The sequence below is a fragment of the Pseudomonas sp. ASL4 genome, from assembly GCF_056680395.1.
The window spans coordinates 6,703,467-6,725,707 of sequence record NZ_CM155280.1; the positions used below are offsets into that span (position 1 = coordinate 6,703,467).

Sequence of the window (22,241 nt, forward strand, 5' to 3'; positions counted from 1 at the left end):
ACACGCCGCTTTCGCGAGCAAGCCCGCTCCCACAGAGGTTGCGGTGTTCATTCAATAATCGAAGAACACCGTCTCCTCATCTGTCCCCTGCAAAATCACGTTCCACTGATAAACACCCGATGCATCGGCCTTCGCCAGCAACGTACTGCGACGCTCCGCCGGGACACATTCGAGCAGCGGGTCCGCCACGTTGGCCGGCTCGCCATCAAAGTAGATCCGCGTCAGCAAGTGCTTCACCAACCCACGGGCAAACACCAGCACTACCAGATGCGGTGCCTGGGTCGAACCGTTCAAACCTTCAACCGTCCCAGGCTTGATCGTGGTGAAACGAAAGCGCCCTTCGGCATCCACCGGCACCCGGCCAAAACCTTCGAAGTTCGGGTCCAGGGGTTTGTCCTGCTCGTCTTCGGGGTGGTCATACTTGCCGGCGGCGTTGGCCTGCCAGACTTCCAGCATGGCGTCGTTGACGACATCACCGTTGCCATCCACCACTTGCCCGGTGATCGCCACGCGCTGGCCGAGGGTTTGTTCGACGGTCAGGTCTTCGCGGTTCAGCCAGGTCAGGCCAATGTGGTAATACGGCCCGACGGTGTGGGACGTGGTCGCGTTCAGCGTCATCTTATTTCTCCATCGGCGTGGCTTCGCGGCCGCGCAAGACGATGTCCCAACGGTAACCGAGGGCGTAGGAAGGGATGGTTTTTTCCAGGTCGAAACTGGCGATCAAACGTTCTTTGGCGCGGGTATCCGGCACGCAGTTGTAGATCGGGTCATAGGCCAGCAACGGATCGCCTGGGAAATACATCTGAGTCACCAGCCGCGTCAGGATACTCGGCCCGAACAGTGAGAAATGGATGTGCGCCGGGCGCCAGGCGTTATGGTGGTTGCCCCACGGGTAGGCGCCAGGCTTGATGGTCTGGAACTGATACCAGCCATCGGCGTCGGTCACGGTGCGGCCGGTGCCGGTGAAGTTCGGGTCCAGCGGCGCGTCGTGCAGGTCGCGGGCATGGTTGTAGCGGCCGGCGGCGTTGGCCTGCCAGATCTCCACCAGAATCCCCGGCACCGGCAAGCCGTCTTCATCCAGCACGCGGCCGTGGATGATGATGCGCTCGCCCTGTGGTTCGCCCGTGTGCTGTGCAGTCAGGTCATTGTCCTGCGGGTTGATGCGCTCGGCGCCGATGGTCGGGCCGGTAATTTCCGACAGCGAATGGGGCAAAAACACCAACGGCTTCGACGGCGCGCGCCGGTTGGTGGATTGATACGTCGGGTGCAGGTATTCCGGCTGGGTGCCTTCTTGCGGGCGACGGTAACCAGGCTTGTCAGTCATTTCGCTTTCCTCTGTTCTTATAGTCGCGGCGGCGTGTCAGACGCGTTCGATCGCGAGTGCCAGACCTTGGCCGACGCCGACGCACATGGTCGCCAGACCTTTCTTGCCACCGGTCTTTTCCAGGTGATGCAGCGCGGTCAGCACCAAACGTGCACCGCTCATGCCCAACGGATGACCCAAGGCAATGGCGCCGCCGTTCGGGTTGACCTGGGCGGCGTCGTCCGCCAGCCCCAGTTCACGCAACACCGCCAAGCCCTGGCTGGCGAACGCTTCGTTGAGTTCGATCACGTCGAAATCGTTGACGGCCAAGCCGAGGCGCTCAGTGAGTTTTCGCACCGCCGGCACCGGGCCGATGCCCATGACTCGAGGGGCGACACCGGCGCTCGCCATGCCGAGCACTTTGGCGCGGGCCGTCAGGCCGTGTTTCTTCACGGCGTCGGCCGAAGCCAGAATCAACGCCGCCGCGCCGTCGTTCACACCGGAAGCATTGCCAGCAGTGACGGTTTTGTCGGGGCCGTTGACCGGTTTGAGTTTGGCCAGTGTTTCCAGCGTGGTGTCGGCGCGAGGATGCTCATCCTGCGTGACGACCGTTTCACCCTTCTTGTGGGCAATCCGCACTTCAACGATTTCTTCAGCGAAAAATCCTGCAGCTTGCGCGGCGGCTGTCCGTTGCTGACTGCGCAGGGCGAAAGCGTCCTGGTCCTCGCGGGAAATTTCGTAATCGTCGGCCACATTGTCGGCAGTCTGCGGCATCGCATCGACGCCGTACCGGGCTTTCATCAACGGGTTGATGAAACGCCAGCCGATGGTGGTGTCTTCCAGCTTCATGTTGCGCGAAAACGCCGCATCGGCCTTGCCCATCACGAATGGCGCGCGGGACATCGACTCGACGCCGCCGGCAATCGCCAGCTCCATTTCGCCGCTGGCAATCGCGCGGAACGCGGTGCCGATGGCGTCCATACCCGACGCGCAAAGGCGATTGAGCGTAACGCCCGGAATGCTTTCCGGCAGTCCGGCCAGCAGCAGCGCCATGCGCGCCACGTTGCGGTTGTCTTCGCCGGCCTGGTTGGCGCAGCCGAGGAACACCTCGTCCACCGCGTTCCAGTCCACCGACGGGTTGCGCTCCATCAGCGCCTTGATCGGCACGGCGGCCAGATCGTCGGCGCGAACCGCCGACAAGCCACCGCCGAAGCGGCCGATGGGGGTGCGGATCGCATCGCAGATATAAACGTCGCGCATCAGGCTTCTCCGGGTGCTTGGCCGTGGGCCGCAGCGGTGCGGGCTTCCAGATCCCTCAGCGCCGTCAGCTCGACATCGGTGGGCTCGGCGATGTTTTCAACCTGTTCGGCGAAGCGAATCGCCCAACCGGTGGCCGCCGTGACTTGCTCGCGGGTCACGCCCGGATGCAGTGCGGTAACCACGAATTCATGAGTCTCGGCTTCCGGTTCCATGATGCACAGGTCGGTAATGATGCCGACCGGCCCGGCGCCCGGCAGGCCGAGACGCTTGCGCGAATCACCGCCCTCGCCATGGCCGACCGAGGTAATGAAGTCGAGTTTTTCCACAAACGAACGCGACGACTGTTTAAGGATGATCAACACGCTTTTGGCCGAACCAGCAATCTCCGGCGCACCACCGGCACCCGGCAGGCGGACTTTTGGCTGGTGATAATCACCAACGACCGTGGTATTGATGTTGCCGAAACGGTCGACCTGCGCCGCACCGAGAAAACCGACGTCGATGCGCCCGCCCTGCAACCAGTAGCGAAAAATCTCACCGGTCGGCACAACAGTGTCAGCGGTTTCCGCCAGTTCACCGTCACCAATCGACAGCGGCAACACGCTCGGCTTGGCACCAATCGGACCCGATTCGTAGATCAGGACTACATCAGGTGAGGAAGTCAGCCGCGCCAGATTGGCGGCTTTCGACGGCAGGCCGATGCCGACGAAGCACACCGAACCGTTCTTCAAACGGCGGGCGGCGGCGACAGTCATCATTTCATTGGTGGTGTAAGTCATTACTTGGCCTCCGAAGCAGCGGCCAGCTTGGCCTGGAACTCGCTGAAGTCAGCGCAGCCGTGGATGTACTCGTTGATCCACGCGGTGAAGGTGTCGCGGTCCCGGGCAATCGGGTCCCAAGCCTGATAGAAACGGTTATCACGCTCGTTGTAGCCGTGAGCGTAGGACGGATGCGCACCGCCCGGCACATGGCAAACCGCGCTCAAGGCCCAGGTCGGCAGCACACAGGAGTTCATCGGCGCATTGAGGTCGTCGACAATTTCTTCGACGGTGACGATGCAACGCTTGGCCGCCAGCGCCGCTTCTTTCTGCACGCCGAGAATGCCCCACAGCAGCACGTTGCCCTTGCGGTCAGCCTTTTGCGCGTGAATCACGGTGATGTCCGGACGCACCGAAGGCACCGCCGCCAGCACTTCGCCGGTGAACGGGCAGGTAACAGTCTTGATCAGCGGGTTGACCTTTGGCAGGTCAGAACCGGCGTAGGCCCGCAACACCGCGAACGGCAGGCCGGAGGCGCCAGCAACGTAGGCATTCGCCAGGTCGGCGTGGCTGTGTTCTTCGATTTCCAGCGGATGCGGCCACTGCTTCTCAACGGCGTCACGCAGACGGTGCAGCGACCCCACACCGGGGTTGCCGCCCCAGGAGAAAATCAGTTTGCGAGCACAACCGGCACCGATCAACTGGTCATAGATCAAGTCAGGCGTCATCCGCACCAGGGTCAGATCTTTCTTGCCCTGGCGAATGATTTCATGACCCGCCGCCGTCGGAATCAGATGAGTGAAGCCTTCAAGCGCGACGGTATCGCCGTCGTTGACGAATTGCTTCACCGCGTCATGCAGCGAAAGGATTTCAGCCATGGGGCAGGCTCCCGTTTTGTTGTGAACCGACAGTGGAAGAAAAAGGCGCGAGGTTCAGCGCCGAAGTCCCTGAAGATTAAGCCCGCTAAAAATGCCAAACAATCCGATAATCGACTGAGTGTTCGTTTATCGAACAGATTGTTGTCTGGCTATCATTCTGTGTTGCCCCAAAAAGATCGCAGCCTTCGGCAGCTCCTACAGTGGAATGTGTACGCCTGTAGGAGCTGCCGAAGGCTGCGATCTTTTCCCACAACACCGCTATCTCAACCTGGAATCAGGTCGCATCCGCATGACTGACCATGCCTTTGATCACTACCGCCGTGGTCGCCAATGCCGCCGGTATCACCAACGCCGTCAGCACCTGCTCGAAGTTCCAGCCCAGGCCCAGCAGGGTCGCGCCCATCCACGCACCGAGGATCGCGCCGAAGCGACCAATCCCGAGCATCCACGACACACCAGTCGCCCGCCCCTGGGTCGGATAAAACCGCGCCGCCAGTGACGGCATCGCCGATTGCGCGCCGTTGACGCACATCCCAGCCACCAGCACCAACGTCGCCAGTAGCGTGATGTGGCCCAGGCTCTGCCCTACCGCGTAGGCAAACACCCCGGCCAACAGGTAGAAAATGCCGATGACCTTGTGCGGATTGAACCGGTCCATCGCCCAACCGACACCGACCGCGCTCAACACCCCGCCGAACTGGAACAACGCGCCAATGAACGCCGCCTGCTCCATGCTCGCGCCGCTGTCACGCATCAGCGTCGGCAGCCAACTGGTCAGCAGGTAAACGATCACCAGGCCCATGAAGTAGGTCAGCCACAGCAGCAAGGTGCCGGTGCTGTAGGTACCGGAGAAAATCACCGCAAACACGTTGCGGGCCTTCACGGTTTTCTGTTCCGGCACGCTGAAGCTGGACGCCTGGGCCACCACTGTCGGGTCGATGGGTGCCAGGGTTTTGCGCACTTTGTCGGTGCCACGGTTACGGACCACAAGGTAACGCGCCGATTCCGGCAGCCAGAACAGCAAAACCACCGCGAGGATCAGCGGCAGAATCCCACCGATCAGCAACAGGCTGTGCCAGCCGAACGCCGGGATCAGCTTGGCCGAGATGAACCCGCCGCCAGCCATGCCGAGGTTGAAGCCGCAGAACATGCTGGTCACCAGCAGGGACTTTTTGCGCTCCGGGGTGTATTCCGACAACAGCGTGGTGGCATTCGGCATCCCAGCGCCCAAACCCAGGCCGGTCAGGAAACGCAGCACCAGCAATTGATCAACGTTGCTGCTGTAGGCCGAAGCCAGGCTGAAGGTGCCGAACAGAAACACCGCGCCTACCAGTACGACTTTTCGCCCGAAGCGGTCAGCCAACGGGCCGGAACCCAGTGCACCGAAGACCATGCCAATCAGCGCGGCACTCATCACCGGGCCGAGGCTGGCGCGGTCGATGCCCCAGTCCTGGGAAAGGGCCGGCGCGATAAAACCCATGGCAGCGGTGTCGAGGCCATCGAGGAAGACAATCAGGAAACACAGGATCACCACCCGCCACTGGTAGCGCGAAATGGGTTGGGCATTGATGAAGGACTGCACGTCGAGGCAGTTTCCTACAGCAGACTGAGGCTGGTTCATTATTTTTATTCCACGCAAAGAACGCAGTCGAACAGGTACCGGCCAACGGCTGGCGCTGTCAAAAAAAGGAAGGTGTCGGGATCAGGCGACCTGGGTTTGGCAGGAAAACCGGTGGAAGCAGCGACAGTCGGGAAACGTACGCATGGGGGGTGGCCTCTTCTCATTATTATTGGGGTCGTCGTCCGGCGGCTGACCGAGGGTCAACAGCGCCGGATGACGCTGCCGCGACATTAATGATCCGAGGGAAAGAGCGTCAATTCGATAAACGCAACTCTGTGCGTTTATCGAACAGCTTAGGCGAAGACTGCTTATGCAAAAAGTTGTGCGCTGAGGTCGCGGCTGGCACTTAGCAAACCGGGCAAGAAGCGCTGCTCCAGTTCGTTGCGACTGACGCGTCCTGCGTGGGTACTGACGTTTAAAGCCGCCACCACCTGGCCGGAAGCGTCGTAAACCGGAACGGCAATCGAGCGCAGGCCTTGTTCCAGTTCCTGATCAACGATGCACCAGCCTTGCTGTCGCACCTCTTGCAGGCATTCAAGCAAGGCTTCGGGGGTGTGCAGGGTTCGGCTGGTCTTGGCCTGAAAATCCGCATGTTCGAGGTATTCGCCCAGCGTCGTGTCGTCCAGCGCGGCGAGCAGAATCCGGCCCATGGACGTGCAATAGGCCGGCAGACGCCCGCCCACCGACAAGTCCACGGAAATCAGCCGCTGGGTGGTCGCCGAGCGAGCGATGTAAAGAATGTCATCGCCTTCCAGCGTCGCCATGTTGCACGCCTCATGGAGTTGCTCGCTCATGCGGTCCAGGTACGGCTGGGCGGAGACCGCCAGTGGGGTCGAGGACACGTAGGCATGGCCGAGGGTCAGGACTTTGGGCAGCAGCGAATAGGTGCGACCGTCGGTGGTGGCGTAGCCGAGTTTGATCAGGGTGTGCAGGCAACGTCGCACGGCGGCGCGGGGGATTTCCGTCCGATGGCTGATCTGGGCGATGGTCAGGTGGCGCTTGCGCTCCTGAAAGGCTTGCACCACCGCCAGGCCACGGGCCAGGGAGGTCATAAAGTCGGGGTCGCCGGTCATGGCCTGGATTCGTTTGGCCGGCGAGGCGACGATCGGCGGCGCCACTGAAGCGAAGGAGTTGCGCAGTTGATCGTTCATATCAGGTCCTTTTCCTACACGGATCAGTGGCTATTACAAGCGGCTCCTGGCCAGTACACAAGTCGCCGGCGACAAGATTGGGCGATTATCGAACCATCGACCGATAATCGCAATCGACGGCCGCCACCACCAGGCCCCTCAGTTTCCTATTCAGTAATGCTGTGAAATAAGGTTACTGTTGAGTGATCGCCGACTTAAGGGGCAATGTATGAGACCGAACTTGTCCGAGTTGTTGGCGCCAGAAACAGGTCGCTGAAAGTGGCAATGCGAAACTCTAATTCCCCTTAAAAGTTACGAGTAAAAAAAACATCACACACCAGGAACCACTTTTAACTCTCAAGAGATAGTGTTCTTCGAATCGACCGCTATAATGCACATCAGTGGCCCGCCGGTTTCTTACTTGCCGATTGTGCCACCCGGAGCGCGATGTCCCATCGCCGCCGCCCGCAGCAAGCACCTGACGCTCATGTGATAGACACCGCCAATGCGCTCGCTGAAACAGGATACTGAAGCTACGTCAGCTGTTTTCTCTGGTGCCGTGGCCGCCTGCAATATGGAACTGTTGATCACTCTGTCGTTAAAAAGCCGATGCCCTTTCAGGCATTGTCCTTTCAACGAACGTGGTCAGTAAATTCGATGCAGCGCGTTTCACCAGAATTTATCTCAACTCAATCAGGTAGCACTGTGACGAAAGACGAACTGCGCGCGGAACTTGAGCGCCAGGAACAACGTTACAAGGAAGTTTACGGCGGGGAAGTCACCACCTACGCCGCCCAGCCCGAACCGGAACGCAAGCCCTGGCGTAAACGCGCCACCGTTCAAGATCAGGCTTTCACCCAAGAACTACAGAAGATGGAAAAGGAACTCAAAGCCGAAGAGCCTTGACCGCTGCGGCTTGAATCCTTCAAGGGTCTGCGTCTGCTCCCGCTAAAAGCGCGGTGTATCGACCATGCCTTTCGCGCCCGCTACAAGCGGGCGGCGGCCACCTCACCCACCGGATGAGGCAAATGGCGCATGTCCGACCCTCTTCTCAGATATTTCATACAAGCGGTTTAGCCTCTCGCGCCCTCGAGAGAAACCCTTGTGGCTGCTAGCTTTTCAAAGAAAATCAAAGAGTTGCAAACCCCAGTAAAAAGCTGGGGCTTTGGGCTTCGCTACAAACTAATTCGTTGAAGAATGTTACCGACGAGCAGCTAGTGCATCGATTTCCAGTCTTTTCTGGCATAATCGCGCCCCCTTACGACCGGGTCAGAAAACCTTCATGATCGATTTATTCAGCGGACTAGATGCTTGGGTGCTTGTGAGCCTCTTGCTCGCCCTGGCCTTTGTCCTCGCCTTCGAGTTCATCAACGGCTTTCATGACACTGCCAACGCGGTGGCCACTGTTATCTACACCAAAGCCATGCCGCCTCATCTGGCGGTGTTCTTTTCCGGTGTGTTCAACTTTCTCGGCGTGCTGCTGGGCGGTGTGGGCGTGGCGTATGCCATCGTTCACTTGCTGCCGGTAGAGCTGCTGATCAATGTGAACACCGGACACGGACTGGCCATGGTGTTCTCGTTGCTTGCCGCCGCCATCACCTGGAACCTGGGCACCTGGTACTTCGGTATCCCTGCCTCCAGCTCCCACACCCTGATCGGTTCGATCCTCGGTGTCGGCCTGGCCAACGCGTTGATCAACGACATTCCGTTGGCCGATGGCGTGAACTGGCAGAAGGCGATCGATATCGGCGCGTCCCTGGTGTTCTCGCCAATAGCCGGCTTCATCGTTGCCGCGCTGGTGTTGATCGGCCTTAAATGGTGGCGCCCGCTGTCGAAGATGCACAAGACGCCGGACCAGCGTCGCAAGCTCGACGACAAGAAGCACCCACCGTTCTGGAACCGTCTGGTACTGGTGATCTCGGCCATGGCCGTGAGCTTCGTGCACGGTTCCAACGATGGCCAGAAAGGTATCGGCCTGATCATGCTGGTGTTGATCGGTATCGTGCCGGCGCAGTTCGTACTCGACCTGAGCAGCACCACTTACCAGATCGAACGTACCCGCGATGCGACCCTGCACTTGAGCCAGTTCTACAAGCGCAATGCCGACACCCTGGGTGAATTCCTGGCGCTGGGCAAAAGCGTGGAAGGCGACTTGCCGGAGAAATTCCGTTGCAACCCGCAACAGACCGAACCGACCATCAGCGCCCTGCTCGACACCCTCAAGGGTGTAGCCGACTACCATTCGCTGCCGTCGGAAAGCCGCATCGAAGTGCGTCGCTACCTGCTCTGCCTGGATGACACAGCACGCAAAGTCGCCAAGCTCCCAGGCCTGCAAGCCCGTGAAAAGGCTGACCTGGACAAACTGCGCAAAGACCTGACCACCACCACTGAGTACGCCCCGTTCTGGGTGATTCTGGCGGTTGCCCTGGCCCTGGGCCTGGGCACCATGGTTGGCTGGAAACGCGTGGTACTGACCATCGGCGAGAAGATCGGCAAGCAAGGCATGACCTACGCACAAGGCATGTCGGCACAAATCACCACCGCCGGCATGATCGGCCTGGCCAACATCTTCAGCCTGCCGGTGTCCACCACCCACGTCCTGTCCTCGGGCGTGGCCGGCACCATGATCGCCAACAAAAGCGGCCTGCAAGGTGGCACCGTCAAAACCATCCTGCTGGCCTGGATCCTGACCCTGCCAGCCACTGTAGCCCTGTCGGCCGGCCTGTTCTGGCTGGCGTCGAAGGCGCTGGGTAGCTGATACATCGCTGCAACGAAAAAGGCGCGTTCCGTGAGGTTCGCGCCTTTTTCATACCTGCTGCTTTCTTCCAAACACTGTAGATCCCTGTGGGAGCGGGCTTGCTCGCGAAAGTGGTGTATCAGTCGAATTCAATATCGCCTGGCACACCGCCTTCGCGAGCAAGCCCGCTTCCACAGGAGTTCGGTGTACTGCCCGTTAAATCGTGGACAAAAAAAAGGGCAACCGAAGTTGCCCAAAATGCCTTGCGTGCTCATTGCGTCCGGAAAGACCTACGGTTTGCGCTTATGGGAATCCTTCCAGATGAAATATCCAAACCCTGCAAAAAACAGAACCATGAGGCCGACTGTCAGCACTCCGGCGATCACCACGTTATCGAAAAACATGACTGGCCTCCTGCACTTGCCCTGTTGCGATGGGGCTAAGTTAACCAATCGGGCAGGAGAGAAAATTGACCGGGATCAATGCCGCCCGAGACTGGGCGTAAAGGAGGGGAAATAACTGACCTGCATCAATCGATGCAGGGGGTTTCAACGCTTTTTCGGTTTGTTTTTCGGCTTTTTCTTCGCTTTACCCAACGGCATGGCCTGCTCGAACGCCTGGCGGACTTCGTTCAGGCGCTTATCGTTGAGGTCATGAACCCGCTTGGCGCGTTCGGCATTAAGGTCGATCAGTTTGTCGTCTTGGCTCATGGTGTTCAGTGCATCGCTGGAAAGGAAGTTCAGTCGGGATTGCGCCAATAATGCGGTCTGGCGCCCGCGCTGACCAGTCACCTGCGCAACGAGGGCTTAACAAAATATGTGCTCAAGGCGATGTTTCACCGCACAATCGGTGCTTTGCGATGGACCCAAAGGACCCGACTGTGGAATTGCACCAGGACCTGCCGCCCTTGATGGCCCTGCGCGCCTTCGAGGCCGTGGCCCGCCATTTGAGTTTCATCAAGGCTGCCGATGAGCTGTCGGTGACCCAAAGTGCAATCAGCCATCAGGTGCAGAAACTCGAGCAATTCCTCAACCAGCGGCTGTTTATTCGCCGCACCCGGGCCATCGATCTGACACCGGCCGGCGAAAGCTATTACCGCAAGATTCAACCTGCGCTGGAATCCATCGCCTCGGCCACCCGTGAACTACGCGGTAATGAACAACAGGAAGCCACCCTACGCATCGGCCTGCTCGCTTCGTTCGCCACCCTGTGGCTGGCACCGCGACTGGCCGGTTTTAACGCGCGCTATCCCCAGATTCATGTGGAACTGCTGCCCTCGGTGCAATTGGCCGACGTCAGCGGCGGCGAAGTAGACCTCGCGATCCGCTACGGCAAGGGCGGCTGGCCCAAGGTCCAGGCCCGGCGATTCATGCTGGAAACGCTCACCCCAGTGTGCAGCCCAGCGTTCAAGGCGCAAGGCGTCGACAAAGGCCCGTTGCTCATGGCCAAGTCCTACCAGCCGTTCGAGTGGACAGACTGGAGCGCCCGTAACGCCGTCGACCTCAGCCATTACCCCAGCGTGATGCTCCACGACTACAACATCGTCGTCGAAGCCGCCGTGGCCGGCCAAGGCATCGCCATGGGCCGCCAACACTTGATCGAACGCCGGCTCAAGGAAGGCGCGCTGGTAGAAGCCTTCGATACCCCGCCATTCCTTGGCGAGATCGGCTATTGGCTGGTCACCCCGGATCGCCCGCCCAGCCATGCGGCCGAATGCTTCGCCCAATGGTTGAATGAAATCGTCGACACATGAACCAAATGAATACGTCGGATTAAATCTATGCGTTTGTCGCGCGGCCGCGACGCCAACATGCTGAGCCCTTCATTCAGGAGGATTCACCATGACCGATTCACTCGCCCAACGCGTCCAGCAACTCGGCCTGAAGCTGCCAACCCCAAGCCAGCCGATCGCCAACTACGTCAACCATGTGGTCAGTCAGAACCAGCTCTACATTTCGGGGCAGATTCCGATGCTCGACGGCAAACCAGCCTTCGTCGGACGACTCGGCGACGCAATCTCCGAAGAAGAAGGTGCCAACGCCGCTGAACTGGCGGCATTGGGCTTACTCGCGCAACTGAGCGATGCGTTGGGCGATGACCTCTCAAAACTGGTGCGCATCATCCGTCTCGGCGTATTTATCGCCAGCTCCGCAGAATTCCAGCGCCAGGGCGCGGTGGCCAACGGCGCGTCGAACCTGCTGGTCAATGCTCTCGGCGAGAAAGGGCGGCATGTACGTACGGCAGTTGGTGTTTCCAGCCTGCCGGGCGGTGTAGCCGTGGAAATCGACGCGATTTTCGAGCTCAAACCATGAACCTTGCCGAAGTGGAGCGTTTGCGGGCGGCCACTCCGGGTTGCGCCCGCGTGATTCACTTCAACCATGCGGGCGCCTCGCTGCCAAGCCAGGCGACCCTCGACGCGATCCGCGAGCAATTGCAACGCGAAGCCCTCGGCGGTCCGATGGAGGCCGCCGATCAAAGCATCCAGGCCCGCGCCCGAACGGCGGCGGCCACCCTGCTGAACACCGTGCCCGAAACCATCGCCTTCGCCAGCAGCGGCTCGGCGGCCTGGGGCATGGCGTTCAACGCGCTTGGACCTTGGCAAACCGGCGACCGGATTCTGGTCGGCCGCCACGAATGGGGCGGCAATCTGGCGTGCATCGCCCGGGCTGTCAGCGCTGGCGCGCAACTGGAGATAATCCCCTGCGACGAAACGGGCGCGGTGTCCGTAAGTGCCCTGGTGCAAATGATCGACCCAAAAGTGAAGTTGATCGCCCTGACGTGGCTGCCCGCCAACGGTGGCCTGATCAATCCCGCCGAGGCGATTGGCGTGGTGGCGCAACAACACGGCATCGCTTATTTCATCGACGCCGGCCAGGCGCTAGGGCAATTGCCCTGTGATGTCCAGGCGCTGAACTGCGATGTGCTCAAGGGCGCCGGGCGCAAATTCCTCCGAGGGCCTCGAGGAACGGCACTGCTTTACATAAGGCCGGGATTTGTGGAGCGGCTAAAACCGACTCAACTCGATGTGCTTTCAGCTCCGTGGGACGGCGAAGGCTTTGCCCTGCGCAACGATGCCCGGCGCTTTGAAAGCAGCGAAGTGTCTGTGGCCTTGCTGGCCGGGTTGGCGAATGCGCTGGAAGAATGCAACGGTTGGGGCGTTTCAAACATCCGTCAGCGGATCGATTCGCTCAGTCGGCGCTTGCGCGAACAGCTCATAACGATCCCCGGCCTGACACTGCACAACCTCGGCCTGGCCGATCATCAATCCGGGCTGATCGCGTTCACGCTCAAGGGTTGGGACAGCGTCGAGCTCAAGCAACGGTTGGCACAGCATGGGATCAACATCGGCGCCAATGGTGTGGCCTATACACCGTTGGATATGCAGGCCAGAAGACTGGAGAGCATTGCGCGGATTGCAGTGAGTTATTTGAACACCGAGGAGGAGATTGATGTGTTGTTGGGGAATCTGGGGGAAATGGCCAGAGACGACGGCGTCTGAAAAGATCGCAGCCTTCGGTAGCTCCTACGGGGGGCGAAGTCAGATCTTAGATCTGGATATCGACCCAAAGCCCTTGGCGCGGCTGATCGTCTATCAACGGTGCGACCGGCACAGTGTTGTCGGCATTGAGTTCGTCACCGGGAATCGCCAGGTGTTCTTCCGGGTCCTCATCGGCCTCGCGACGGCGGCGATCTTGCTCCTGCTTTCGGCGCTGTTCTTCGCGCAGTTGCAGGGCGGCCTCTTCCGGGTCGCGTTTTTGCATGTCGATCGTGCTGTCGCTGGAGCTTTCCTGCACAGGCACTACCGGCGGAATGTCCGGGCGCTGGCGGATCGGGTCCTGCTGTGAGGTGATCGGCACGGCACTCAAGGGCAGCATCGGTTGCAGCATAATTATTAGTCTCCTGTCTTCAGGCTGTCGGCTGCGCAGGTTGCGACTTGAGCCATCGGTCGCAAAGTTGTGAACCAGCACACGTGCGGGCCGCTATGTTTTATCCGACAGCACAGAACTCAAGCGTTCCCCAAGATCAAAAGATCGCAGCCTTCGGCAGCTCCTACATGAGTAATCCTTTGGCCCTGAAGGCTCATTCCGTTAAGATAGCCCGCTTTTTCAAGGTGGGAGTCAGGCAGCATGGCGCAGCAGTATCAACCGGGGCAACGCTGGATTAGTGACAGCGAAGCCGAGCTGGGTTTGGGCACCGTTCTGGCACAGGACGGCCGCTTGTTGACCGTGCTCTATCCGGCCACTGGCGACACTCGTCAGTACGCGCTACGGAATGCGCCCCTCACACGTGTGCGGTTTTCGCCGGGTGACTCGATCACTCACTTCGAAGGCTGGAAACTGACCGTACAGGAAGTCGACGACGTCGATGGCCTGCTGGTCTACCACGGCCTCAACGCGCAGAACGAAGCGGTCACCCTGCCGGAAACCCAACTGTCGAACTTCATTCAGTTCCGTCTGGCCAGCGATCGTCTGTTCGCCGGGCAGATCGACCCGTTGGCCTGGTTCTCCCTGCGTTATCACACGCTGGAACACACCAGCCGTCAGTTGCAGTCTGCCCTCTGGGGCCTGGGCGGCGTGCGTGCGCAGCCAATCGCGCACCAATTGCACATCGCCCGTGAAGTCGCCGACCGTATCGCGCCTCGGGTTCTGCTGGCGGACGAAGTAGGCCTGGGTAAAACCATCGAAGCCGGCCTGGTCATCCATCGCCAACTGCTCTCGGGTCGCGCCAACCGCGTGTTGATCCTGGTTCCTGAGAACCTGCAACACCAGTGGCTGGTCGAGATGCGCCGCCGCTTCAACCTGCAAGTCGCGCTGTTCGACGAAGAACGCTTTATCGAAAGCGATGCCGCCAACCCGTTCGAAGACACCCAGCTCGCGCTGGTTGCACTGGAATGGCTGGTGGACGACGAGAAGGCCCAGGACGCGCTATTCGCCGCCGGTTGGGACTTGCTGGTCGTCGACGAAGCCCACCACTTGGTGTGGCACGAAGAAAAGGCCAGCCCGGAATACTCGCTGGTTGAACAACTGGCAGAAGTCATTCCTGGTGTGCTGCTGCTGACCGCGACCCCGGAACAACTGGGCCAGGACAGCCACTTCGCGCGTCTGCGCCTGCTCGACCCGAACCGTTTTCATGACCTGCACGCCTTCCGCGCCGAGAGCGAAAACTATCGCCCGGTGGCCGAAGCCGTTCAGGAGCTGCTGGACAAAGGGCGCCTGTCGCCTGAAGCGCACAAGACTATTCACGGTTTCCTCGGCAACGAAGGCGAAGCGCTGCTGACCGCGGTCAACGATGGCGACGCCGAAGCCAGCGCCCGTCTGGTGCGCGAGTTGCTCGATCGCCACGGCACCGGCCGCGTGCTGTTCCGTAACACCCGCGCCGCCGTGCAGGGTTTCCCGGAGCGCAAACTGCACCCGTACCCGCTGCCGTGCCCGGACGAATACCTCGAACTGCCGCTGGGCGATCACGCCGAGCTGTACCCGGAAGTCAGCTTCCAGGCCCAGCCGGACGCCAACGAAGAAGAACGCTGGTGGAAATTCGACCCACGCGTCGAGTGGCTGATCGATCAGCTGAAAATGCTCAAGCGCACCAAAGTGCTGGTTATTTGCGCCCACGCCGAAACCGCCATGGACCTGGAAGACGCCCTGCGCGTACGTTCCGGCATTCCGGCCACGGTCTTCCACGAAGGCATGAACATCCTCGAGCGTGACCGCGCCGCCGCCTACTTCGCGGATGAAGAGTTCGGCGCGCAAGTGCTGATCTGCTCGGAAATCGGCAGTGAAGGTCGCAACTTCCAGTTCTCGCACCACTTGGTGCTGTTCGATCTGCCAGCGCACCCGGACCTGCTCGAGCAGCGTATCGGTCGTCTGGACCGGATCGGCCAGAAACACATCATCGAGCTGCACGTGCCGTATCTGGAAACCAGCCCGCAAGAGCGGCTGTTCCAGTGGTACCACGAAGCGCTGAACGCGTTCCTCAACACTTGCCCGACCGGCAACGCCTTGCAGCATCAGTTCGGCCCGCGCCTGCTGCCGCTGCTGGAAAACGCCGACGATGGCGAGTGGCAAGCCCTGATCGACGAGGCCCGCGGCGAGCGTGAGCGTCTGGAAGCCGAGCTGCACACCGGTCGCGACCGCTTGCTGGAACTCAACTCCGGCGGTTCGGGCGAAGGCGATCAGTTGGTCGAGGACATCCTTGAGCAAGACGATCAGTTCGCCCTGCCGATCTATATGGAAACCCTGTTCGACGCGTTCGGCATCGACAGCGAAGACCATTCGGAAAATGCGCTGATCCTCAAGCCGAGCGAAAAAATGCTCGACGCCAGCTTCCCGCTGGGCGACGACGAAGGCGTGACCATCACCTACGACCGCAACCAGGCGCTGTCTCGCGAAGACATGCAGTTCATCACCTGGGAACACCCGATGGTCCAGGGTGGTATGGACCTGGTGTTGTCCGGTTCGATGGGCAACACCGCCGTAGCGCTGATCAAGAACAAGGCGCTGAAACCTGGCACCGTGTTGCTGGAACTGCTCTACGTCAGCGAAGTGGTTGCCCCGCGCTCCTTGCAACTGGGCCGTTACCTGCCGCCGGCCGCCCTGCGCTGCCTGCTCGATGCCAATGGCAACGACCTGTCGGGCCGGGTGTCGTTCGAAACCCTGAACGATCAACTGGAAAGCGTGCCTCGCGCCAGCGCCAACAAGTTCGTCCAGGCTCAGCGCGATCAGCTGACGCCACGGATCAACGCCGGCGAAGAGAAGATCGCCCCGCGTCACGCCGAGCGTGTGGCTGAGGCGCAACGTCGCCTGGCTGCCGACACTGACGAAGAACTGGCACGCCTGACCGCGTTGCAAGCGGTCAACCCGACCGTACGCGATAGCGAACTGGTTGCCCTGCGCAATCAGCGCGAGCAAGGCCTGGCCATGCTCGACAAGGCTGCGCTGCGACTGGAAGCAATTCGGGTGTTGGTAGCGGGTTAATCGCCCTCTCCTACTCCGTAGAAACAAAAAAAGGCCCGCAGTGATGCGGGCCTTTTTTTGTCTGCCGGAATGATGGGGTGTGGTTGATGGCTTGCTCGCGATGGCGGTTACGCAGTCACCGCAGCACCTTCAGGCTCAACGACAGCCACCAACCCGTCCTTCATCCGCTTGGCATCACGCACAAAACACCGCGACGCCATAAATAGAAACACCATGGTGAAAAACAGCGCCACCGGGATCAAGTACATCGCGTCATGCAGACCGATAGCCTTGAACGCTTCGGTCATCTGCTCGGCACCCTCCGTCAGCATCGCCGAATGCGCAAAGTGATCGGATAACCCACCGACCACCACCGGCCCCAATCCACCGCCCAACAAATACAACCCGGCAAAGAACAACGCCATGGCCGTTGCCCGCAGGCGCGGTTCGACCACGTCCTGAATCGCCGTATAAACGCAGGTGTAGAAGTTGTAGGCAAACAGCCAGCCCAGACTGAACACCGCGACAAACACCCCGATTTCAATGCGCCCGGCATGCAGCGCCCACGCGGTGCACACCGTCGAGATGATCAAACTGAACGCGGCAAACAACAGTCGCCCATTGGCCACACGCTGGTGAATCTTGTCGGCGATCCAGCCGCCCAGGGTCAAGCCGAACAGCCCGGTCACGCCGACGATCACCCCGGTCGCCACCGCCGCTTCCTGCAACGGCATCAGGAAATAGCGCTGCAGCATCGGCACCAGGAACGAGTTGCAGGCATAGGTCGCGAAGTTGAAGCACAGCCCTGCCAGCACCAGCCAGAGGAACGTCGGCACGGCCAGTACGCGACGGATCGGCCGGTCCACACGTTCCTGGGACACTTGCACGCTTTCCGCTGCGCCGCGTTTCGGTTCTTTAATGAAGAACATGAAGATCGCCAGGATCAACCCCGGCACCGCCGCGATAAAGAACGGTGCGCGCCAGCTATCGAAAGCCTTGACCATCGCGCCGATGGTGAAGAACGCCAACAGCAGGCCCAGCGGCAGCCCGAGCATGAAAATCCCCATGGCTCGCGCCCGACGGTGGGCCGGGAACAGGTCGCCAATCAGCGAGTTGGCCGCTGGCGCGTAACTGGCTTCACCGATGCCGATGCCCATGCGCACCAGCAGGAAGCCCCAGAAACTGCCGACCAGGCCATTGACCGCCGTCAACCCGCTCCACACCGCGAGGCCCCAGCCCATTAACTTGCTGCGCGAACCGGTATCGGCCATTCGCCCCAGCGGCAGGCCGGCAATCGCGTAGACGATGGTGAACGCGGTGCCGATGATCCCAAGCTGAAAGTCGCTGAGGTGCCATTCCTTACGGATGGGCTCAATAATGATGGCGGGGATGGTGCGGTCGAAGAAGTTGAACAGGTTGGCCAGGAACAGCAGGAACAGAATGCGCCAGGCATTCGCCGCTTGGGTCGAGTTCTGCATGGGGTCCGTCTCTTTTATTGTTATGAAGGCTTCGCTGCCCCCGGAATCTGCAATCTAGTCAGGCTCGCGCGGCATGTCTGTGATCATTCGCCAGCCTGATATCAGCCCATCGAATCCCAGCCAGACATAAATCCTGTAGGAGCGAAGCTTGCTCGCGAAAGCGGTCGTTCAGTCGATATCTTCGTTGGGAGACAGACCGCTTTCGCGAGCAAGCTTCGCTCCTACAGATCTTATGAAATCTCAAGCCTGGCGCCGACAAAACGTGTGAAAAATATACCTCTGCACCCCCCTTCCAAACCCCAAGGCGAAGCCTAGAATAGCGGCCTTGTCTGCCCCACCGTGTCCCCCATCCCTCTTTGACTATCGCCCATGTCCGAAGCCAGTCCGTGTCTGAATTGCGGTGCCTGCTGTTCTCATTTTCGCGTGTCTTTTTTCTGGGGTGAATGCACCTCGGCCGGGGGTACGGTGCCCGACGATCTGGTCGCGCCGATCAGCCCCAGCAGGGTCGCCATGCTCGGCACCGACTGCAAACCCACCCGCTGCGTCGGGTTGGTCGGCGAGGTCGGCAGTACCGTGCAGTGCTCGATTTACGATCAGCGTTCCAGCACTTGCCGGGAGTTCGATGCGTCCTGGGCCAATGGCGAAGCGAACGTGGATTGCGATGCGGCGCGGGCTGCATTCGGCCTGCCGGCGCTGCAACCCGAGTTCGAAATAGCGGTATGAACTGAGTGCTTGAGGCTTAGCGCCAATCGCTATCGACCCCATGCCAAAATCATTAGAGTCACCGTGCCATCACGCCTTGCGCTCTGCCGATGACCTCTATACTCCAGAGCATTCGCCAGCGCTCATGGCGCAGAGACGGGGCATGCTATGGAGTGGCTTGGTTTGCAGTTCGTTACCGAGCTGCCGCAGAACGGGCAGGTCATCCTCAACTGTACGTACAACCCCTTTCTGGTGCTGTTGGCCTACGTAGTGGCCTGTGCGGCCGGTTTCGCCACACTGGACATGACCGAACGGGTCGGCCACGTGGAAAAGTCCGGTTCCCAGCGGCTCTGGCGCTGGGTCGGTGCCGGGTGCCTGGCGGGCGGGATCTGGGCCATGCATTTCATCAGCATGCTGGCGTTCCAGGCGCCGATCGAGATTCACTACCAACTGCCCATCACCCTGCTCTCGCTGTTATTCGCCCTGACCGCATCGTGGCTGGCCATGCACACGCTCAGTCATCCTGACCTCAATTTCTGGCAATACCTGCGCGCCGCGATCTGGATCGGATTGGGCATCGCAACGATGCACTATGTGGGGATGGCCGCCATGCGTTCGGTGGCGACGGCTTATTACCACCCAGCCCTGTTTGCGCTTTCCATCGTGATCGCGATTGGCGCCAGCCTCGCCGCACTGTTGATTTCCAGTCGCCTGCGCGATGGCAACGGCACGTTTCATCAACTGCTCAAATTCACCGCCAGCCTGGTGCTTGGCGCCGGTATCGTCAGCATGCATTTCACCGGCATGGCGGCGTTAAGTCTGACGCTGCCCGTCAACAGCCTGCCAACGCTACCCACTGAAAACAGCCATCTGCAACTGGGGCTGACGGTGGCGATCATGACCCTGCTGATCATCGGCAGCTGCATCAGCGCGGCATTGGCCGACAAGAAACTGCAAAACAAGGAACACGACCTGCGCCGGGTCAACGCCCTGCTCAGCCAACTGGACCAGGCGCGCATGTCGCTGCAACAGGTGGCGCACTACGACGCCCTGACCAACCTGATCAACCGCCGTGGTTTCAATCAGATCTTTGCCGAGAAGCTGATCGAGAAAACCAACGAGGGCGGCATGCTCGCGGTGATGTTCCTCGACATCGACCACTTCAAACGCATCAACGATAGCCTCGGCCACGACGCCGGCGACGAGTTGCTCAAAGTGCTGGCCGGGCACATCAAGGGTTCGGTCCGCAGCCACGACGATGTGGTGGCGCGTTTCGGCGGCGACGAGTTCTGCATCCTCATCGGCCTGCACGACCGCGAAGAAGCCCGGCACATGGCCCAGCGCATCATGCTGAAAATGAAGGACCCCATCGAGCTGTCGGGACGGCGCATGGTCATGACCACCAGCATCGGCATCAGCCTGTTCCCCGAAGACGGCACGACCTGCGAGGACCTGCTGAAAAACGCCGACCTGGCGCTGTATCAATCCAAGGGCGGCGGTCGCAATAGCCTGCACTTCTTCAGCTCGAACCTCAGAACCCGGGCCACCATGGAGCTGCAACTGGAAGAAGAACTGCGCCACGCACTGCGCGAAGACGCCGGGCTGATGCTGTATTACCAACCGATCTACGACCTGAAAACCGGCCAGGTCACCAAGCTTGAAGCACTGATTCGCTGGCAACACCCGACTCACGGTTTGCTCACGCCGGACCGGTTCATCGCCATTGCCGAAGCCAACGGATTGATCGCAGAGCTGGACAACTGGGTGCTGCGCAAGGCCTGTGAAGACTTGGGCGAATTGTCCCGCCACGGCTGTGAAGAGTTGAAAATTGCAGTGAACTGCTCACCGATTAACCTGGCACGCGAAGAACTGGCTGACGAAATCGAGCACGTCCTGCGCGTAACCGGAGTGGAGCCCCAGCGCCTGGAGCTGGAAGTCACGGAAAACGCGCTGATGGGCAATATCGCCAACACCCTGGTGCTGCTGCGGCAGATTCGCGCCCTCGGCGTGTCACTGTCGATCGACGATTTCGGCACCGGTTACTCTTCCCTGGCTTACCTCAAGCGCCTGCCGCTGAACACGCTGAAGATTGATCGCTCATTCATCCAGGACATCCCCAAGGCGTCCCAGGACATGGAAATCGTCCAGGCAATCATCGTCATGGCGCATACCCTGCATTTGCAGGTGGTCACCGAAGGCGTCGAGACCTTCGAGCAATACGAATTTCTTGAACGCCACGGCTGCGATTTCGTCCAGGGTTACCTGCTCAGCCGTCCGGTGCCGCTGGAGGAATTACGCCCGGTGCTGGACGAAATCAACCAGCGCAAGCACACGCACACGGTCAATCCGCTGAGTCTGGCTCGCGGTATAGCTGCACTAACGTTGACGGATCCTTTTCCAAAAAGCCCTGGCCCCCATGCAGGCGCATCAGTTGTGCGGCCAATCCGCTGATCGGCGTGGCCGAACCTTGTTCGCGCGAGAATTTCACTGCGGTGTCCAGATCCTTGAGCAGCGTGCGCACGTGCCATTTCACCGGTTCGAAACGGCTCTCGGCCATTTGCGGGGCGAGGATCTGCAAGGGTTTTGAATCAGCGAAACCGCCGGCCAGCGCTTCGGCGATCAGACTGGCGTCAACGCCGGAACGTTCGGCCAGCGCCACGACTTCGGCAATCACCAGCGCATTGCAGGCGACGATCATCTGATTGCAGGCCTTGGTCACCTGGCCGGCACCGATGGCGCCCATGTGCGTCACGCGTTTTCCCAGACTCAGCAGCACCGGCCGCACCCGCTCAAGATCCGTCGCTGCGCCACCGACCATGATCGCCAGGCTGCCCGCCTCGGCACCGACTACTCCGCCCGACACTGGCGCATCCAGCCAACCCATGCCGGTTTTTCTGGCAAGTTCTGTCGCCATTTCCCGCGTGGCCGTGGGCTCAAGGCTGGAAAAATCCACCAGCAATTGGCCGTTTTTCCCACGCTCGGCAACGCCTGTCGGGCCGAACACCACCTCACGCACCACCGCCGTGTCCGCCAGGCACAGCATCACCACATCCGCGTGTTCGCACAGCTCAGCGGGCGTCGCGACCTGCCGTGCACCAGCCTCGACCAGCGGCGCGCACTTGTCCGGATTGCGGTTCCACACCGTCAGCGGATAGCCCACCGCCAGCAGACGCCGGCACATCGGCAAGCCCATCAAGCCGATCCCGGCGAACCCCAGTGAAGGTAACGCTGCCATCATTTAGCCTCCTTTTGATTAAAGATCGCCGAATACTGGCCGATTCATCATGACTCAGGAAAGGATTCCCCCCGAGCGATACGCAGGCTTTGGCCCTGTCGCCTGGGCAATACACGCGCAACAAGACGCGAGATCCCATTCCGTGAGGTTCGATGACAGCGTGTCGTCGAGTCAACCAGTCCAGGT

At 60.4% G+C, this 22,241-nt stretch carries 20 protein-coding genes; 8 read left to right on the forward strand and 12 right to left on the reverse strand.

Going from position 1 to position 22,241, the window contains the following annotated elements; all coding sequences use genetic code 11:
- Positions 1-51: 51 nt before the first annotated feature.
- The 7 genes from pcaG to pcaR form a co-directional block, all read right to left on the reverse strand.
- Positions 52-618, reverse strand: a complete 567-nt coding sequence (pcaG, locus tag AC1MEW_RS30645) for a protocatechuate 3,4-dioxygenase subunit alpha (protein WP_201201319.1) — start codon at positions 616-618, stop codon at positions 52-54.
- Between the two features lies 1 nt (position 619).
- Positions 620-1,324 carry a protocatechuate 3,4-dioxygenase subunit beta gene (pcaH, locus tag AC1MEW_RS30650; protein ID WP_201201318.1) on the reverse strand — a complete coding sequence of 235 codons (705 nt, stop codon included), beginning with the start codon at positions 1,322-1,324 and terminating at the stop codon, positions 620-622.
- A 36-nt stretch (positions 1,325-1,360) separates the two neighbouring features.
- Positions 1,361-2,566: a 3-oxoadipyl-CoA thiolase gene (pcaF, locus tag AC1MEW_RS30655; RefSeq protein WP_480427371.1), complete on the reverse strand. Its 1,206-nt coding sequence runs from the start codon at positions 2,564-2,566 to the stop codon at positions 1,361-1,363.
- A complete protein-coding gene (locus tag AC1MEW_RS30660; RefSeq protein WP_480424718.1) occupies positions 2,563-3,342 on the reverse strand; it encodes a CoA-transferase subunit beta in 780 nt (259 codons plus the stop codon). The genes pcaF and AC1MEW_RS30660 overlap by 4 nt, the downstream gene beginning before the upstream one ends.
- Positions 3,342-4,199, reverse strand: a complete 858-nt coding sequence (locus AC1MEW_RS30665) for a CoA transferase subunit A (protein ID WP_054046891.1) — start codon at positions 4,197-4,199, stop codon at positions 3,342-3,344. The genes AC1MEW_RS30660 and AC1MEW_RS30665 overlap by 1 nt, the downstream gene beginning before the upstream one ends.
- A gap of 274 nt (positions 4,200-4,473) precedes the next feature.
- The gene (pcaK, locus tag AC1MEW_RS30670; protein ID WP_480424720.1) at positions 4,474-5,820 is read right to left on the reverse strand and encodes a 4-hydroxybenzoate transporter PcaK; all 1,347 of its coding nucleotides are present in this window, start codon (positions 5,818-5,820) and stop codon (positions 4,474-4,476) included.
- A 308-nt stretch (positions 5,821-6,128) separates the two neighbouring features.
- Positions 6,129-6,971 carry a pca regulon transcriptional regulator PcaR gene (gene pcaR / locus AC1MEW_RS30675; RefSeq protein ID WP_201201313.1) on the reverse strand — a complete coding sequence of 281 codons (843 nt, stop codon included), beginning with the start codon at positions 6,969-6,971 and terminating at the stop codon, positions 6,129-6,131.
- Between the two features lie 684 nt (positions 6,972-7,655).
- On the opposite strand from pcaR, the gene AC1MEW_RS30680 reads away from it, so the two are divergent.
- Together AC1MEW_RS30680 and AC1MEW_RS30685 are read left to right on the forward strand one after the other, a co-directional pair.
- Positions 7,656-7,856, forward strand: a complete 201-nt coding sequence (locus AC1MEW_RS30680) for a hypothetical protein (RefSeq protein ID WP_007935837.1) — start codon at positions 7,656-7,658, stop codon at positions 7,854-7,856.
- A gap of 376 nt (positions 7,857-8,232) precedes the next feature.
- Positions 8,233-9,708, forward strand: coding sequence for an inorganic phosphate transporter (locus AC1MEW_RS30685; protein WP_201201311.1), 1,476 nt, complete (start codon positions 8,233-8,235; stop codon positions 9,706-9,708).
- A gap of 269 nt (positions 9,709-9,977) precedes the next feature.
- Here the strand turns inward: AC1MEW_RS30685 and ccoM are convergent, their stop codons facing one another.
- Both ccoM and AC1MEW_RS30695 read right to left on the reverse strand, forming a co-directional pair.
- Positions 9,978-10,091 (reverse strand): cytochrome c oxidase subunit CcoM, encoded by a 114-nt coding sequence (ccoM, locus tag AC1MEW_RS30690; protein ID WP_054046898.1) that lies wholly within the window; start codon positions 10,089-10,091, stop codon positions 9,978-9,980.
- 144 nt (positions 10,092-10,235) lie between these two features.
- Positions 10,236-10,478 carry a hypothetical protein gene (locus tag AC1MEW_RS30695; protein WP_201255552.1) on the reverse strand — a complete coding sequence of 81 codons (243 nt, stop codon included), beginning with the start codon at positions 10,476-10,478 and terminating at the stop codon, positions 10,236-10,238.
- 89 nt (positions 10,479-10,567) lie between these two features.
- Between AC1MEW_RS30695 and AC1MEW_RS30700 the strand changes: the two genes are divergently transcribed.
- From AC1MEW_RS30700 to AC1MEW_RS30710, 3 genes are all read left to right on the forward strand, one after another.
- Complete coding sequence (locus AC1MEW_RS30700; RefSeq protein WP_322270716.1) at positions 10,568-11,440, forward strand: LysR substrate-binding domain-containing protein; 873 nt, start codon at positions 10,568-10,570, stop codon at positions 11,438-11,440.
- Positions 11,441-11,528: 88 nt separating this feature from the next.
- The gene (locus AC1MEW_RS30705) at positions 11,529-11,999 is read left to right on the forward strand and encodes a RidA family protein (protein ID WP_201255530.1); all 471 of its coding nucleotides are present in this window, start codon (positions 11,529-11,531) and stop codon (positions 11,997-11,999) included.
- Positions 11,996-13,186, forward strand: coding sequence for an aminotransferase class V-fold PLP-dependent enzyme (locus AC1MEW_RS30710; RefSeq protein WP_480424722.1), 1,191 nt, complete (start codon positions 11,996-11,998; stop codon positions 13,184-13,186). Before AC1MEW_RS30705 ends, AC1MEW_RS30710 begins: the two co-directional genes overlap by 4 nt.
- Before the next feature lie 46 nt (positions 13,187-13,232).
- Here AC1MEW_RS30710 and AC1MEW_RS30715 read toward each other — a convergent pair whose 3' ends face one another.
- Positions 13,233-13,574: an aspartate-semialdehyde dehydrogenase gene (locus AC1MEW_RS30715; RefSeq protein ID WP_201201309.1), complete on the reverse strand. Its 342-nt coding sequence runs from the start codon at positions 13,572-13,574 to the stop codon at positions 13,233-13,235.
- 240 nt (positions 13,575-13,814) lie between these two features.
- On the opposite strand from AC1MEW_RS30715, the gene rapA reads away from it, so the two are divergent.
- Positions 13,815-16,661, forward strand: coding sequence for an RNA polymerase-associated protein RapA (gene rapA / locus AC1MEW_RS30720; RefSeq protein ID WP_323570378.1), 2,847 nt, complete (start codon positions 13,815-13,817; stop codon positions 16,659-16,661).
- Between the two features lie 107 nt (positions 16,662-16,768).
- On the opposite strand, the gene AC1MEW_RS30725 is transcribed toward rapA, so the two are convergent.
- Entirely contained in the window at positions 16,769-18,118 is a 1,350-nt protein-coding gene (locus tag AC1MEW_RS30725) for a spinster family MFS transporter (protein WP_480424724.1), read from the reverse strand.
- Between the two features lie 369 nt (positions 18,119-18,487).
- Between AC1MEW_RS30725 and AC1MEW_RS30730 the strand changes: the two genes are divergently transcribed.
- Positions 18,488-18,841, forward strand: a complete 354-nt coding sequence (locus AC1MEW_RS30730) for a YkgJ family cysteine cluster protein (protein WP_201255534.1) — start codon at positions 18,488-18,490, stop codon at positions 18,839-18,841.
- Between the two features lie 147 nt (positions 18,842-18,988).
- Complete coding sequence (locus AC1MEW_RS30735; protein ID WP_201201304.1) at positions 18,989-21,271, forward strand: putative bifunctional diguanylate cyclase/phosphodiesterase; 2,283 nt, start codon at positions 18,989-18,991, stop codon at positions 21,269-21,271.
- On the opposite strand, the gene AC1MEW_RS30740 is transcribed toward AC1MEW_RS30735, so the two are convergent.
- The gene (locus AC1MEW_RS30740; protein WP_201201303.1) at positions 21,162-22,058 is read right to left on the reverse strand and encodes an NAD(P)-dependent oxidoreductase; all 897 of its coding nucleotides are present in this window, start codon (positions 22,056-22,058) and stop codon (positions 21,162-21,164) included. The genes AC1MEW_RS30735 and AC1MEW_RS30740 overlap by 110 nt on opposite strands.
- Positions 22,059-22,241 lie beyond the last annotated feature (183 nt).

Excerpts from the sequence above, each read along its gene's own strand:
- AC1MEW_RS30730 (WP_201255534.1), top strand. The coding sequence starts at position 18,488 with ATGTCCGAAGCCAGTCCGTGTCTGAATTGCGGTGCCTGCTGTTCTCAT.
- pcaH (WP_201201318.1), bottom strand. The coding sequence starts at position 1,324 with ATGACTGACAAGCCTGGTTACCGTCGCCCGCAAGAAGGCACCCAGCCG.
- AC1MEW_RS30665 (WP_054046891.1), bottom strand. The coding sequence starts at position 4,199 with ATGGCTGAAATCCTTTCGCTGCATGACGCGGTGAAGCAATTCGTCAAC.
- AC1MEW_RS30740 (WP_201201303.1), bottom strand. The coding sequence starts at position 22,058 with ATGATGGCAGCGTTACCTTCACTGGGGTTCGCCGGGATCGGCTTGATG.
- AC1MEW_RS30685 (WP_201201311.1), top strand. The coding sequence starts at position 8,233 with ATGATCGATTTATTCAGCGGACTAGATGCTTGGGTGCTTGTGAGCCTC.
- ccoM (WP_054046898.1), bottom strand. The coding sequence starts at position 10,091 with ATGTTTTTCGATAACGTGGTGATCGCCGGAGTGCTGACAGTCGGCCTC.
- AC1MEW_RS30715 (WP_201201309.1), bottom strand. The coding sequence starts at position 13,574 with ATGCTGCAACCGATGCTGCCCTTGAGTGCCGTGCCGATCACCTCACAG.
- AC1MEW_RS30735 (WP_201201304.1), top strand. The coding sequence starts at position 18,989 with ATGGAGTGGCTTGGTTTGCAGTTCGTTACCGAGCTGCCGCAGAACGGG.
- AC1MEW_RS30660 (WP_480424718.1), bottom strand. The coding sequence starts at position 3,342 with ATGACTTACACCACCAATGAAATGATGACTGTCGCCGCCGCCCGCCGT.
- pcaG (WP_201201319.1), bottom strand. The coding sequence starts at position 618 with ATGACGCTGAACGCGACCACGTCCCACACCGTCGGGCCGTATTACCAC.
- AC1MEW_RS30705 (WP_201255530.1), top strand. The coding sequence starts at position 11,529 with ATGACCGATTCACTCGCCCAACGCGTCCAGCAACTCGGCCTGAAGCTG.
- rapA (WP_323570378.1), top strand. The coding sequence starts at position 13,815 with ATGGCGCAGCAGTATCAACCGGGGCAACGCTGGATTAGTGACAGCGAA.
- AC1MEW_RS30710 (WP_480424722.1), top strand. The coding sequence starts at position 11,996 with ATGAACCTTGCCGAAGTGGAGCGTTTGCGGGCGGCCACTCCGGGTTGC.
- pcaR (WP_201201313.1), bottom strand. The coding sequence starts at position 6,971 with ATGAACGATCAACTGCGCAACTCCTTCGCTTCAGTGGCGCCGCCGATC.
- pcaK (WP_480424720.1), bottom strand. The coding sequence starts at position 5,820 with ATGAACCAGCCTCAGTCTGCTGTAGGAAACTGCCTCGACGTGCAGTCC.
- AC1MEW_RS30725 (WP_480424724.1), bottom strand. The coding sequence starts at position 18,118 with ATGCAGAACTCGACCCAAGCGGCGAATGCCTGGCGCATTCTGTTCCTG.